Source organism: Variovorax sp. OV700, assembly GCF_900099805.1.
GTDB lineage: Bacteria > Pseudomonadota > Gammaproteobacteria > Burkholderiales > Burkholderiaceae_C > Variovorax.
Window position 1 is genome coordinate 34,698 of record NZ_FNDR01000002.1, and the last position, 13,009, is coordinate 47,706.

The 13,009-nt window shown below is 67.2% G+C and carries 12 protein-coding genes; 4 read left to right on the forward strand and 8 right to left on the reverse strand.

Annotation, left to right across the window (positions count from 1 at the left end):
- Positions 1 to 11 precede the first annotated feature (11 nt).
- Both BLR24_RS03745 and BLR24_RS03750 read left to right on the forward strand, forming a co-directional pair.
- Complete coding sequence (locus BLR24_RS03745) at positions 12 to 311, forward strand: YlcI/YnfO family protein (protein ID WP_093012941.1); 300 nt, start codon at positions 12 to 14, stop codon at positions 309 to 311.
- A complete protein-coding gene (locus BLR24_RS03750) occupies positions 308 to 619 on the forward strand; it encodes a type II toxin-antitoxin system RelE/ParE family toxin (RefSeq protein WP_093012944.1) in 312 nt (103 codons plus the stop codon). Before BLR24_RS03745 ends, BLR24_RS03750 begins: the two co-directional genes overlap by 4 nt.
- Before the next feature lie 84 nt (positions 620 to 703).
- Here the strand turns inward: BLR24_RS03750 and fusA are convergent, their stop codons facing one another.
- Entirely contained in the window at positions 704 to 2,764 is a 2,061-nt protein-coding gene (gene fusA, locus BLR24_RS03755; protein WP_093012947.1) for an elongation factor G, read from the reverse strand.
- Between the two features lie 207 nt (positions 2,765 to 2,971).
- On the opposite strand from fusA, the gene BLR24_RS03760 reads away from it, so the two are divergent.
- On the forward strand, positions 2,972 to 3,589 hold the full coding sequence (locus tag BLR24_RS03760; protein WP_093012949.1) for a type IV toxin-antitoxin system AbiEi family antitoxin domain-containing protein: 618 nt from the start codon (positions 2,972 to 2,974) through the stop codon (positions 3,587 to 3,589).
- A complete protein-coding gene (locus BLR24_RS03765; RefSeq protein ID WP_093012950.1) occupies positions 3,586 to 4,431 on the forward strand; it encodes a nucleotidyl transferase AbiEii/AbiGii toxin family protein in 846 nt (281 codons plus the stop codon). The genes BLR24_RS03760 and BLR24_RS03765 overlap by 4 nt, the downstream gene beginning before the upstream one ends.
- Positions 4,432 to 4,533: 102 nt before the next feature.
- On the opposite strand, the gene BLR24_RS03770 is transcribed toward BLR24_RS03765, so the two are convergent.
- The 7 genes from BLR24_RS03770 to BLR24_RS03800 form a co-directional block, all read right to left on the reverse strand.
- The gene (locus tag BLR24_RS03770) at positions 4,534 to 5,898 is read right to left on the reverse strand and encodes a sigma-54-dependent transcriptional regulator (RefSeq protein ID WP_093012953.1); all 1,365 of its coding nucleotides are present in this window, start codon (positions 5,896 to 5,898) and stop codon (positions 4,534 to 4,536) included.
- Complete coding sequence (locus BLR24_RS03775; RefSeq protein ID WP_093014633.1) at positions 5,895 to 7,736, reverse strand: sensor histidine kinase; 1,842 nt, start codon at positions 7,734 to 7,736, stop codon at positions 5,895 to 5,897. Before BLR24_RS03775 ends, BLR24_RS03770 begins: the two co-directional genes overlap by 4 nt.
- A 91-nt stretch (positions 7,737 to 7,827) precedes the next feature.
- Positions 7,828 to 8,835 carry a cytochrome d ubiquinol oxidase subunit II gene (locus BLR24_RS03780; protein WP_254787154.1) on the reverse strand — a complete coding sequence of 336 codons (1,008 nt, stop codon included), beginning with the start codon at positions 8,833 to 8,835 and terminating at the stop codon, positions 7,828 to 7,830.
- Positions 8,836 to 8,893: 58 nt separating this feature from the next.
- Positions 8,894 to 10,303 (reverse strand): cytochrome ubiquinol oxidase subunit I, encoded by a 1,410-nt coding sequence (locus tag BLR24_RS03785; RefSeq protein ID WP_093012955.1) that lies wholly within the window; start codon positions 10,301 to 10,303, stop codon positions 8,894 to 8,896.
- A gap of 43 nt (positions 10,304 to 10,346) precedes the next feature.
- Entirely contained in the window at positions 10,347 to 11,000 is a 654-nt protein-coding gene (locus BLR24_RS03790; protein WP_093012958.1) for a DUF6781 family protein, read from the reverse strand.
- 10 nt (positions 11,001 to 11,010) lie between these two features.
- Positions 11,011 to 11,763, reverse strand: a complete 753-nt coding sequence (phbB, locus tag BLR24_RS03795; RefSeq protein ID WP_093012961.1) for an acetoacetyl-CoA reductase — start codon at positions 11,761 to 11,763, stop codon at positions 11,011 to 11,013.
- A 45-nt stretch (positions 11,764 to 11,808) separates the two neighbouring features.
- On the reverse strand, positions 11,809 to 12,993 hold the full coding sequence (locus BLR24_RS03800; protein ID WP_093012964.1) for an acetyl-CoA C-acetyltransferase: 1,185 nt from the start codon (positions 12,991 to 12,993) through the stop codon (positions 11,809 to 11,811).
- Between the last annotated feature and the right edge of the window lie 16 nt (positions 12,994 to 13,009).

The window sequence follows — 13,009 nt, forward strand, 5'->3', positions numbered from 1 at the left end:
CAATCATTGGCATGAAAACAGCCCAGTTGCCCCCCGTACGCGTCGAGCCATCCGTGCGCGATGAAATCGAGAGCGTGCTGCGCCAAGGTGAAACTTTGTCGCAGTTCGTGGAAAACGCGGCCGTGCAGGCTGCGCAGCGACGCAAGTCCCAACAAGAGTTCCTTGCGCGTGGGCGCGATTCATTGAAGCGTGCAAAAAAGAGCGGCGAGTACTACTCTGCCAAAGACGTATTCGACGCGATGCAAGGGCGTCTCGACGCGCGTATTTCAGAGTTAGCTCAAGAAAAACGCGGCAGAACCGCTCGTTCGTGACTTATGCGGTCACCCTGACGCGCGAGGCCCTTGAAGATCTCTTGCGTCTTGAAGACTTTCTTGTCGAATCCGCTCTGCAGCACGGAGACTTCGATCTTCCGAGTCGCGCATTGGCCGCTATTCGCACGGAATTCCGAATCCTGGAAACCAATCCGTTCACTTGCCGGATTGCGGACGCGGACCGGCTCGAGCGCGAGTTAGTCATCCCTTTCGGAGCTTCGGGATATGTGGCCTTGTTTCGAATCATCAGCGAACGAGAGGTCGCGGTCGCCGCGATCCGTCATCAGCGCGAAGATGACTATCACTAGGGCCAAGCGTCCACGAACATCGGCGCTTCGCAAGAGCGCCGACGACCTTGAGTGTCGTGAATCGGCGCCTGGCCCGAGCCTGACCTAATCCTCCTCCCGCACCCGATACTGTCCCATCAACGTCTGCTGGACGGCCGGCGGCACGGCTTCGTAGTGCGACAACGCGAGGGTGTAGCGGCCCTGGCCGCTGGTCATCGCATTGAGCCGCGACTGGTAGTTGGCCAGTTCGGCCTCGGGCACCTGCCCGCCGACGGTCACGGTGCCGCCACCCAGGGCCGACGTCCCGGTGACCAGGCCGCGCCGCGACGACAAGTCGTTCGTGACGTCGCCCACCGAATGTTCAGGAACGGCGATCTCGATCTGCACGATCGGCTCGAGCACGACCGGCCGGGCCTCGCGGATCGCGGCCATGAAGGCCTTGCGTCCTGCGGTCGCAAAGGCGATGTCCTTGCTGTCGACGCTGTGGTGTTTGCCATCGTGCACCACCACGCGCACATCGACCACGGGATAGCCCGCGATCGCGCCGCTCAGCAGGACCTCGCGCACGCCCTTTTCGACGGCGGGAATGAACTGACCCGGGATCGCCCCGCCCCTGACTTCGTCGGCAAATTGAAAGCCCGCGCCGCGCGCCAGCGGCTCGATGCGCAGGAAGACTTCGGCGAACTGCCCAGCGCCACCGGTCTGTTTCTTGTGCCGGTGATGCCCCGCGGCCGGCGCGCTCACTGTCTCCCGATAGGCAATGCGCGGCGGCCGGGTCAGGACCTCGAAGCGGTACACCTCGCGCAAGCGCTCGAGCACGATGCGCAAGTGAAGCTCGCCGAGTCCGTAGAGCACCGTCTCGTTGGTCGCGGCCGCATGCTCGATGCGCAGGCACGGATCCTCGGCCGCGAGCTTGCCGAGAATCTCCCAGGCGCGCTGCTCGTCGCCATGCCGCTTGGGCTCCACGGCCAGGCCGTGCACCGGCACCGGAAACGCCAGCGGCGCAAGATGGATGTGGTTGTCTTCTGCCGCGTCGTGCAACACGGCGTCGAAATGGATTTCATCGACCTTGGCCACCGCCACGATGTCGCCCGGTATCGCACGCGAGACCTCCACATGGTCTTTGCCCTGGAGCATGAACAGGTGCCCCACCTTGAAGGGCTTGCGACCGTCGCCCACGTAAAGAAGGCTGTCGGGCGTGACCGTGCCCTGGTGCACGCGGAAGATGCCGAGCTTGCCGACGTAGGGGTCCACCGTGACCTTGAACACGTGCGCCAGCACGTGCATCGATGGGTCGGGCCTGGCCTGCATCGGCTTCGCATCCGTGCCCTCGCCCAGCAGGAACTCCGGCGGATTGGCTTCGGTCGGGTCGGGCAGAAGCTTGACGATCACGTCCAGCAGCTCGGCCACGCCGGCGCCGCTGCGCGACGAGACGAAGCACACCGGAATCAGGTGGCCTTCGCGCAGCGCCTGCTCGAGCGGCGCGTGCAGCTCGGACGAATCCACGTCGCCCTCCTCGAGGTAGCGGTCGACAAAGGCCGGGTCGACCTCGACCACCTGCTCCACCAGCGCGCGGTGCGCCGCCTCGACGGGGCCGAAGTCGGACTGCCCGAAGCGGTTGAAGAAGCAGTCCAAGACCCGCTTGCCGACCCTGTCGGGCAGATTCAGCGGCAGGCATTCGCGGCCGAAGGTCGCCTGGATGTCGGCCAGCAGGCCCGCCAGCGAAACGCCCTGCGCGTCGATCTTGTTGACGATGATCATGCGGGCAAGATGGCGCGAGGCCGCGTACTCCATCATGCGCACCGCCATCGGCTCGATGCCGGTGGCGGCATTGATGACCACCGCCGCTGTTTCGACCGCCTCCAGCGCGGGCAGGCTTTGGCCGAGGAAGTCGGGGCCGCCGGGCGTGTCGATGAAGTGGATGCGCGTGCCGGCATGCGTGAGGTGCATCACCGACGCGTTGAGCGAGTGCTGCATTCGGCGCTCGAGCGGGTCGTAGTCGCTGACGGTGCTGCCGCGCTCGATGCTGCCGCACGCTCCGATGGCACCCGCCTTGTGCAGCAAGGCCTCGGCAAGGGAGCTCTTGCCCGCGGCTGCAGGGCCCACGAGCGCCAGCGTTCGCACCGCTTCTATTTCGGCCGTGAGGCCGTTCGATCGGCTTGGCATGGCATGTCTCCTTAGCGTCCGCAAGGCCGGCCCGGCGGCCCGCAAGGGCTCGGGTGCTGCGCGTGGACGTTGGGCCAGCGTACGGGATTGGCAGTGCCGATGCAAGCTGGCTGGGTTGCCGCCCCGGCGCTCGAGAGTAGCCGTCGGCACATTGCATTATTTAGTCATTTATTGACAAATGACTAACTATTGCAACATACTCCGGGCATGACCTTCGGCTCTGACTCGACGCTCGAACAAGCCATCCTCGCGCTCGCCGAGCGTCGACCGCTGCTGCGCGCGCGCGATCTGGCTGAGCAGGCACTGCCGACAGTGGTCCTTAGCAGGCTGGTGGCGGCGGGCAAGCTCGAGCGCGTCGCCCGGGGCGTCTACAGCCTGCCGGGACGCGCGCTCAGCGCACACCGGTCTCTGGCTGAGGTGGCGCTGCGCGTGCCGCGCGGAGTGGTGTGCCTGCTGTCAGCGCTGCGCGTCCATGGCATTGGCACCCAGGCGCCGTTCGAGGTTTGGATGGCAATCCCCCATCACTCGCCCACACCCCGGCTGGACCAGCCGCCGCTGCGGGTGGTGCGCATGTCGGGGGCGGCTCTGACCGAAGGCATCGAGCCCGTCGAGATCGATGGAGTGACGGTCCCGGTGTTCAACGCGGCCAAGACGGTGGCGGACTGTTTCAAGTACCGCAACAAGATCGGCCTGGATGTGGCGCTGGAGGCGCTGCAAGATGGCTGGTCGCGGCGCAAGCTGTCGATGGATGCGCTCTGGCACTACGCAACGGTGGATCGCGTAGCCAATGTCATGCGACCCTATCTGGAAAGCGTTACGGCATGAGCCGCAATCTCGCAGCGTCCATCCGCGCTCGCTTGAAGCAGCGCGCCGATGCCGCGAAGCAGGACTTCAACCTGACGCTCACCCACTATGGCTTGGAACGGCTGCTCTACCGACTGTCGGTCTCACCGCATGCTGCCAACTACCTGCTCAAGGGCGCATTGCTGTTTTCGCTGTGGTACGACCAGCCGCATCGGCCGACACGCGATGCGGATCTGCTGGGGTTCGGTCCGGACGACATCGACACCGCCGTGTCGGCATTCCGCGAGATCTGCCAGATCGAGGTGGAGGACGGCATCGCGTTCGATCCGGCCTCGGTCAAGGGCTCGGTGATCCGCAGGGAGGCGGGCTATGGCGGTGTGCGGATCGATCTGCAGGCAAAACTGGATGGTGCGCGCATCGCGCTGCAAGTAGACATCGGTTTTGGGGACGCGGTGACGCCAGCGCCCGAATCGGTAAGCTACCCGGTGATGCTCGAGGACCTGCCCGCTCCGCAGTTGCGCACCTATCCGAAATACACGGTGGTAGCCGAGAAGTTTCATGCGGTGTGCCTGCTGGGCATGGCCAATACTCGCATGAAGGACTACTTCGATCTCTGGGTACTGGTCACCGAAGATGCCTTGGAAATTGCCGAGCTGCGCCGTGCAGTCGAGGCCACGTTCGATCGGCGGAAACTGGCGCTGCCCAGCACCCTCCCCTCGGGCTTGAGCGATGCATTCGTGCAGGATGCCGCGAAGCAAAGGCAATGGGCCGCCTTCCTGAAAACGAATCGACTAGAGGCCCTGGACCTCGCCGAAGTCGTCGCGTTGTTGCGCAGCGAGTTCCAGAAACTGCGGGTCGTCTAAAGGACCGACGGGCAGTTCAAGCAATCGGTACCTGCGTTGAAATCATGAGCGGCAGATGCATCTCGCCGCCGGCGCGCCGACCGATCGGACGACTTCCCGCCCCTAGGCCTTGAACTCGTCCGCCGCGATGCCGAGCTTGCGCAGCTTGTCGTGCAGCGTCTGCCGCGCGATGGCCAGCGCGCTGGCGGTGGCCGGTTGGTCGCCCTGGTGCTTGCGCAGCGTCTCGACGATCACCGCCCGCTCGAAAGACTCCACCTGCTGTGGTAATCCGCGGGGCAAGGCGGGCACGTCTTCGGCGCTGCCTCGCACCTGCGTGAGGCGCTCGCCCAAGAGGCCGAGCACGAAGCGGTCGGCCACGTTGCGCAGCTCGCGCACGTTGCCGGGCCAGGCATAGGCCATCAGGTCGGCGACCTGCGCGCTGCTCGGGATCGGCGCGGCGCGCTCGTAGCGCGCGGCCGCCAGCAGCGTGAAATGTTCGAACAGCAGGGGAATGTCTTCGCGCCGTTCGCGCAGCGGCGGCAGTTCGATGAAGGCGACGCCGAGCCGGTAGTACAGGTCGGCCCTGAACTTCTGGCGGTCGCTCATGTCCTTCAGGTCGTCCTTGCTCGCGGCCACCACACGGCAGTCGAAGGGAATGGCCTTGTTGGAGCCGATGCGCTCGATGCTGCGCTCCTGCAGCGCACGCAGCAGCTTGATCTGCACCGCCATCGGCATGCTCTCGATCTCGTCGAGAAAAAGCGTGCCGCCGTTGGCGTACTCGAACTTGCCCACGCGCACGCGGTTGGCGCTGGTGAAGGCGCCGGCCTCGTGGCCGAACAGCTCGCTCTCGGCCAGTGCCTCGGGCAGGCCGCCGCAGTTGAGCGGCACGAAGTGCTGACGGCGGCGCTCACTGTGCTCGTGCAGGCAGCGGGCGACGAGCTCCTTGCCGGTCCCGGTTTCGCCATAGATCAGCACGTCGGCGGAGGTCTCGGCCAAGGTCATCACGGTGCGGCGCACCTGCTGCATCTGCGCCGAGCGGCCGATCAGCACCGCCTGGATGCCGTGCCAGTTTTCCAGCGCGTCACGCAGCGCCCTCACCTGCAGCGTGAGCTGCCGGCGCTCGATGGCGTGGCGCACGATGGCCACCAGCCGCTCGGAGCTGAAGGGCTTCTCGATGAAGTCGTAGGCACCCTCGCGCATGGCCTGCACTGCCATGGCGATGTGGCCGTGGCCGGTGACCAGAATCACGGGCAGCTCGGCATCGGCGGTGTGCAGTTCGCCCAGCCATTCGGTGCCGCTCATGCCCGGCAGTCGCACGTCGCAGACCACAATGGCCGGCACGCCAAAGCTGATGTGGGCGCGGGCGCGTTCGGCGCTCGCGAAGGCTTCGACCTCGAAACCGGCCAGGGTCAGCACCTGGATCGTGCTGAGGCGGACGTCTTCGTCGTCCTCCACCAGCAGCACCCGGATGGCAGGGGCTTCACTCACTTGTTGATCACTCCTGTGGGGGTGGGAATAAGAATGGCCTGGACGGCGGCCGGCAGGTCGGCAACAAAGCAGGCGCCGCCCTCCGCCAGGTTGGCGGCGCGCAGCGTACCGTCCATGGCCCGCACCAATTGTGCCGAGATCACGAGGCCCAGGCCCAGGCCGGTGCCCGCCGGCTTGCTGGTGACGAAGGGCTCGAACAGGCGCGGCAGGATGTCGGGCGGAATGCCGGGACCGGTGTCGCTCACACGCAGGATCACGCGGCCGTCCTGCGGCCGGGCCTCCAGGCGCAGCGTGCGTCGCGAGGCGGGCGAGGCCTGCATGGCGTCGATGGCGTTGCGCATCAGGTTGACGAGCACGCTGCCCAGCGCGGCCTCCTCGGCCATGACGCTTACGGTGGCCGGCTGCACGTCGACCTCGATGGCAACGCCGTTCTTCTTCGAGGCTTCGGCGACGATGGCCTGCGCGTCGGCCAAGGCCTGTGCCATCGGCACCGGCGCGAGCGGCAGCTCGCCCTTGTGCGCAAAGGTCTTGAGCTGCGAAGTCAGGCGCGCCAAGCGGTCGACCATGCCGCGGATGCGCTGCAGGTTGCCGCGCACGTCGTCGAAGCGGCTCTTGTCGAGCAGGATGGCGGCACTTTCGGAGAGGGTGCGCATTGCCGTGAGCGGCTGGTTCAGCTCGTGCACCACGCCGGCCGACATCTGGCCCAGCGTCGCCATCTTTCCGGCATGCACCACCTCGCCCTGGGCGGCGCGCAGCTGCGCGGTGCGCGCGGTCACGGTCGATTCGAGGGTGTCGTGCGCCGCCTGCAGCGCCGCCTGGTTGGCCAGCTTCTGCCGCACGGCCCGGCGGCGCTGCCACAGCGTGACGGCGAGCAGCAGCAGCACCGCCATCGCCAGGCTCGCGGTGATGGCCGCGTTGCGCGCGCCCACGCGCACCGGCGCCAGGTCGTCGAGCGCCATCAGCTGCCACGGCGCACCGCGCAGCGAGCGCTTCGAGGCGAGCTGGTCCACGCCGTCGAGCGCGACGACCTGCACGTCGCGCGCCAGTGCCTCCTTCAGCGTCCATTGCAGGGGCTGCAGGCCGGCCTCGCCATAGGGGCGCGAGCGCAGCACTTCGGCCCGCTGCGAGGCGTCCAGCGGCAGCATCGGCCGGAACTTCAGGTCTTCGCGGGTGGCCAGGATCACCACGCCGCGCTGGTCGATCAGCGCCACGTTGCCCGGCAGCATGCGCCAGGCGCGCTCGGTCTCCTCGAGGTTGACCTTGACGGCCACCACGCCGCGCACGGGCTGGTCGCGGCGCAAGGCGTACGAGAGGTAATAGCCCGGCTTGCGGCTGGTGATGCCGACGCCGTAGAAGCGGCCCTTGCCCTGGCCCAGCGCATCGATCACATAGGGCCGGAACGACAGGTCCTGGCCGACGGTGGTACCGGCCCGGTCCCAATCGGAAGCCGCCAGCGACGTGCCCGCGGCGTCGAGCACATAAAGCATTTCCGCGCCCGCGGCGGCGTTGACGCCATCGAGATAGCGATTGACCGCGTCGCGCAGCGCCCCATCCGACGGCGCGCGGAGCAACGCCGGGACGATCGGGGTCATCTCCAGCAGCGCCGGCAGATACTCGAAGCGGGCCAGGTCGGCATCGAGCCCGGTCGCAAGCATGTCGAGCCGGTGGTCGGCCGCTTCGCGCAGCCGCGCCAGGCCGTTCTGCAGGGCGAAGTGGTGGCCGGCGAAGGCGGCCAGTGCCACCAGCGACAGCGCGCCGAACCAGCGCGGCAGGCTGCGCCACCGCCTGTGGGTATGAGAAGGCAAGTCGAAGTGCCGGGTCGGCTCCCGTGAAATCATGAACCCGTTATTGCACAAGGCCGCGAAGGCCGCATCAGTGGCTGCCCGGTGCCGGGTGTCACGCGCGGTTTCAGCCAGGCCCAGCGTCTGCTCAGGCATAGCGCAGTTCGCCGGTCTTGCCGCGGAAGACCCGATAGGAGAACACGGTGTAGCCCACGATGGCCGGCACCGAGATGCACACGCCGACCAGGATCACCTTGAGCGCCGGCGCGCTGCTGGCCGCCTGCCAGATCGTGAGCTGGCCGATCACCACATAGGGATAGATGCTGTAGGCCAGCCCCAGAAACCCGAGCACGAACACCATCACCAGCAGCACAAAGGGCAGCCAGCACACCGGCCCGCGCACCATGCGCGTGTTCAGCAGGGCGCGCACGGCAAGCAGCGCCGCGCCGGTCATGAGCGGAATGGCGGCCAGCGCCAGAAATTCGGGCAGCGCGAACCAGCGCCCGCGCACCTCGGGGCTGATCCAGGGCGTGGCCATCGAAATCAGCAGCATGCCGCCGACCATGGGCGCCCAGGCGGTGCGCGCCCACTGCACGGCCCGCTCCTGCAACGCGCCCTCGGTCTTCATGATGAGCCAGGCCGCGCCCATCAGCACGTAGGCCATCGGCAGCGCCACGGCAATCGCGGCGGCGAACACCGGGTAGTTCCAGCCGGTGCCGAAGCCGCTGATGTAGCGCCCCAGCATCCAGCCCTGCGCGACCGAGGCCAGCGTGGAGCCCGCAAAGAAGAGCCGGTCCCAGGTGCGCTTGTGGCTGTCGCGCGCCTTCACGCGAAAATCGAAAGCCACGCCGCGCAGCGTGAGGCCGATCAGCATCAGCGTCACCGGCAGGTAGAGCTCGCCCAGCACCAGGCCGTGCGCCTTGGGGAAGGCCACCAGCAGGATGCCCACGCCCAGCACCAGCCAGGTTTCGTTGGCATCCCAGAACGGGCCGATGGAGGCGACCATCACGTCCTTCTCGGCGTCGGTGGCGCGGTGCATGAGCATGCCCACGCCCAGGTCGTAGCCGTCGCTGATCACGTAGACCAGCATCGACACGCCCATCAGCGCCATGAAGATCACCGGCAACGCGGCGTCAAAGCTCATCGTCGCATTCATTGGGTAACCTCCGCGCGACGCGCTGCGGTGCTGTTCGAGTTGGGAGCGGCCCGGCGTCTCATGCGCGGCCTCTTTCGATCACGGGCGAGGTGATCGCGCCCGGCGGTGTCACGGCCCGTTCGGCCGCCTCCGTCGCGAGCACCTCGTCGGGCTTCTCGGCCATGTACTTGAGCACCGCCACGTACGCGACGATGAGCGCGAGGTACAACGCCACGTAGAGCGCCAGCGTGAGCCCGATCATCGCGGCCGGCACCTTCGACACCACGTCGGCCGTGCGCACCAGGCCGTAAACGATGTAGGGCTGGCGGCCGATCTCGGTGACGTACCAGCCAGCCACCGTGGCCACCCAGCCCGAGAAGGTCATGCCCGCGAACAGCCACAGCAGCGCGCGCGGCAGCTTCGCCGGCTGCCAGCGAGCGCGGCGATACAGCCACCACCCGAGCCAGCTGGTCGCAAGCATCAGCATGCCCATGCCGACCATGATGCGGAACGCGAAGAACATCGGCAGCGGCGGCGGGTGCGCGCCGGGAAAGTCGTTGAGCCCGCGGATCTCGCCGTCGGCCTTGTGCGTGAGGATCAGGCTCGCGCCGTTCGGCACCGCGATCTCGAAGCGGTTGCTGCGCGTCCGGGCATCGGGAATGGCAAACAGCAAGAGGGGCGCCCCGCGCTCGGTCTCCCACACGCCTTCCATCGCCGCGATCTTGGCCGGTTGGTGCTCCAGCGTGTTGAGGCCGTGCATGTCGCCCACCACGATCTGCACCGGAATCAGAACCGCCGCCAGCGTGAGCCCCACGCGCATCACGCGGGCCGCGCTGCGCTGTCCCGCGCCGCGCAGCACCTGCCAGGCCGACAGGCCGGTCAGGAGGAACGCGCAGGTCAGCGCCGAGGCTAGCAGCATGTGCGCGAAGCGGTACGGGAACGAGGGATTGAAGATCACCTCCAACCAGCTCGCCACGTGGAACTCGCCGTCCACGATCTCGTGGCCCGCGGGCGTCTGCATCCACGAGTTCAGCGCCAGGATCCAGAAAGCCGACAGCGTGGTGCCGAAGGCCACCATGAAGGTCGACATGAGATGCACGCGCTCGCTGACCTTGCCATGGCCGAACAGCATCACGCCCAGAAAGCCCGCCTCCAGGAAGAACGCGGTCAGCACCTCGTAGCCCAGCAACGGTCCCGCCACGTTGCCGACGCGCTCCATGAAGCCCGGCCAGTTGGTGCCGAACTGAAAGCTCATGGTGATGCCGCTCACCACGCCCAGCGCGAAGGTCAGCGCGAACACCTTGGTCCAGAAACGGTAGGCGTCGAGCCAGCCCTGGGCCAGCATGGTGTCGGTGCCACCGCGTGTGCGCAGCCACCGCCAGCGGAAGAACAGCAGCAGCCAGCCCAGCGCAATGCTGATCGTGGGAAACAGGATGTGAAAGGTGATGTTGGCCGCGAACTGCATGCGGGCGAGGATCAGGGCGTCCATCGGGTTCCTTTCAGGCCGGCGGCGGTGCCGCCGCCGGCCCGGGTCATCGCTTCGCCGCCCCGCCCTGCTTCAGGGCTTCGGACATGCCGATCAGCACGCCGCTCACCAGCGTTGCGTAGCTGTCGAGCATCGCCTGCGAGGCGCGCAGGCTCAGCGCACGGCCGTCGCGCAGGTTCTTGTGCGTGTCTTCCATGAGCTGTTCGAGCGCCGCGGTGGCGCGTGCGCCGGTGCCCGTGCCCTTGCCCTGCGCCGCCTGGAACACGGCGCTCCAGGGGCCGTCGGCCGGCGCCGCCTTGCGCACGCTGGCAAACAGCGTGTCTTCCATCTTCTCGATGTCGGCCAGCGCCTTCTTGAGCTGCGTCTCGCGCAGGCTCACCCCCTGGTCGACCAGCTGCTGCAGCGCGCGCTGGTTGGCCAGCACCGCCTGCTCCAACGCGCCATCCATGCCGGCGAAGGCCTTGGCCAGCAGCGCCTGCACATCGGGCGCGGGCAGCTTGCTCCCCTCGGCGCCGGCCGAGGCCGCCTTGGTGACCGTGCCCAGCACCTGCCGGATGTTCGCGAGCGTGAGCTCGCGCCCCTGCAGCGCCTTGAGCGTGGCCTCGTGCACGGCCTTGCGGATGGCTTCGCCCTGCTTGGCCGAGGCGTCGGTGAACTTGTTGATCAGTGCGACCTGATCGATGCCGTTTTTGAGGATCATGGTCGTCCGTTCATTGCATGTGCTGGCCGCCGTTGATGGCGATGTTCGCGCCAGTCACGAAGGCCGCTTCTTGCGAGGCCAGGTAGATGATCAGGCCGGCCACTTCCTCGGGCTTGCCCAGGCGCCCGACGGGAATGTGCGGCAGGATCTTGCTGTCGAGCACTTCCTTCGGGATGGCCGTGACCATCTTCGTGCCGATGTAGCCGGGCGAGATGGTGTTCACGGTCACGCCCTTCTTCGCCACCTCGAGCGCCAACGCCTTGGTGAAGCCGTGCACGCCGGCCTTGGCGGCCGAGTAGTTGGTCTGGCCGAACGCGCCCTTGGAGCCGTTCACCGACGACACGTTGATGATGCGGCCCCAGCCCCGGTCCACCATCCCGTCGGCCACCTGCTTGCTCATGTTGAACAGGCTGTCGAGGTTGGTGCGCAGCACGGCGTTCCAGTTGATCTGGTCCATCTTCTTGAAGGTCATGTCGCGCGTGATGCCGGCGTTGTTGACCAGCACGTCGACCGGGCCAAGGGCCGCCTGCACCTGGCTCACCGCCTGCGCGCACGAGTCGTAGTCGGCCACGTCGCACGGCACGGCCAGGATCTGGTAGCCGCGCTCGGCCATCTGCGCCACCCACTCGGCATGCGACTTGTTGCCCGGCGAATAGGTCACCGCGAGCTTGTAGCCCGCATCGACCATCTTGATGGAGATCGTCTCGCCCAGACCGCCCATGCCGCCTGTGACCAGGACCACTTGTTGCTTCTTCTCGCTCATTTGATTGCTCCTAGGTGCGTTGTGTGTGACAGGTAAGAAATTCGTTCAGGCGCGTTCAACAGCCAGCGCCACGCCCATGCCGCCGCCGATGCACAGCGACGCGAGGCCCTTGTTGGCGCCGCGGCGGCGCATCTCGTGCAGCAGCGTCACCAGCACGCGGCAGCCCGAGGCGCCGATGGGATGGCCGATGGCAATGGCGCCGCCGTTCACGTTGATGCGGCTGGTGTCCCATTCCATCTCGCGGTTCACGGCGCAAGCCTGCGCCGCAAAGGCTTCGTTGATTTCCATCAGGTCGAGATCCTGCGCCTTCCAGCCGGCCTTCTTGAGCGCCAGCTGCGAGGCGGGCACCGGGCCCATGCCCATGAGCGATGGGTCGAGCCCTGCGCTCGCATAGGCGCGGATCACCGCGAGCGGATGCAGGCCAAGCGCCGCCGCCCGCGAGGCCGACATCACCAGCACTGCAGCCGCGCCGTCGTTCAGGCCCGAAGCGTTGCCGGCCGTCACCGAGCCGGTCTTGTCGAAGGCCGGGCGAAGGCCCGCGAGCGCATCGGCACTGGTCTTGCGGTTCACGAACTCGTCGGCCGAGAAGACGATCGGATCACCCTTCTTCTGGGCGATGCTGAAGGGAAGAATCTCGTCGTTGAAGCGACCCGCGTCCTGCGCGGCCGCGGCCTTCTGCTGCGAGGCCAGCGCGAGGGCGTCCTGCATCTCGCGGGTGATGCCGTACTTCTTTGCCACGTTCTCGGCCGTGGTGCCCATGTGGTACTGGTTGTAGACGTCCCACAGACCGTCCACGATCATGGTGTCGACCAGCTTCCAGTCGCCCATGCGCTGGCCGTTGCGCGAGTTGGGCAGCACGTGCGGCGCGGCGCTCATGTTCTCCTGGCCGCCGGCCACCACGATCTCGGCGTCGCCGCACCTCACGGCCTGTGCCGCCAGCATCACGGCCTTCAGGCCCGAGCCGCAGACCTTGTTGATGGTGAGGCCTGGCACACCAATGGGCAGGCCGGCCTTGATGACCGTCTGGCGCGCCGGGTTCTGCCCCGCGCCGGCCGCCAGCACCTGGCCCATGATCACCTCGGACACCGCATCGCCGGGCACGCCGGCCTTGGCAAGCAGGCCCTTCACCACGTGGGCGCCCAGCTCCGGCGCCGCCGTGCCGGCGAGCGCGCCGCCGAACTTGCCGACCGCCGTGCGTTGCGCGGCCACGATCACGATATCGTCTGACATGAGAGTCTCCTTTGGG

Excerpts from the sequence above, each read along its gene's own strand:
- BLR24_RS03790 (WP_093012958.1), bottom strand. The coding sequence starts at position 11,000 with ATGATCCTCAAAAACGGCATCGATCAGGTCGCACTGATCAACAAGTTC.
- BLR24_RS03760 (WP_093012949.1), top strand. The coding sequence starts at position 2,972 with ATGACCTTCGGCTCTGACTCGACGCTCGAACAAGCCATCCTCGCGCTC.
- fusA (WP_093012947.1), bottom strand. The coding sequence starts at position 2,764 with ATGCCAAGCCGATCGAACGGCCTCACGGCCGAAATAGAAGCGGTGCGA.
- BLR24_RS03780 (WP_254787154.1), bottom strand. The coding sequence starts at position 8,835 with ATGAATGCGACGATGAGCTTTGACGCCGCGTTGCCGGTGATCTTCATG.
- BLR24_RS03745 (WP_093012941.1), top strand. The coding sequence starts at position 12 with ATGAAAACAGCCCAGTTGCCCCCCGTACGCGTCGAGCCATCCGTGCGC.
- BLR24_RS03800 (WP_093012964.1), bottom strand. The coding sequence starts at position 12,993 with ATGTCAGACGATATCGTGATCGTGGCCGCGCAACGCACGGCGGTCGGC.
- BLR24_RS03765 (WP_093012950.1), top strand. The coding sequence starts at position 3,586 with ATGAGCCGCAATCTCGCAGCGTCCATCCGCGCTCGCTTGAAGCAGCGC.
- phbB (WP_093012961.1), bottom strand. The coding sequence starts at position 11,763 with ATGAGCGAGAAGAAGCAACAAGTGGTCCTGGTCACAGGCGGCATGGGC.
- BLR24_RS03785 (WP_093012955.1), bottom strand. The coding sequence starts at position 10,303 with ATGGACGCCCTGATCCTCGCCCGCATGCAGTTCGCGGCCAACATCACC.
- BLR24_RS03775 (WP_093014633.1), bottom strand. The coding sequence starts at position 7,736 with ATGATTTCACGGGAGCCGACCCGGCACTTCGACTTGCCTTCTCATACC.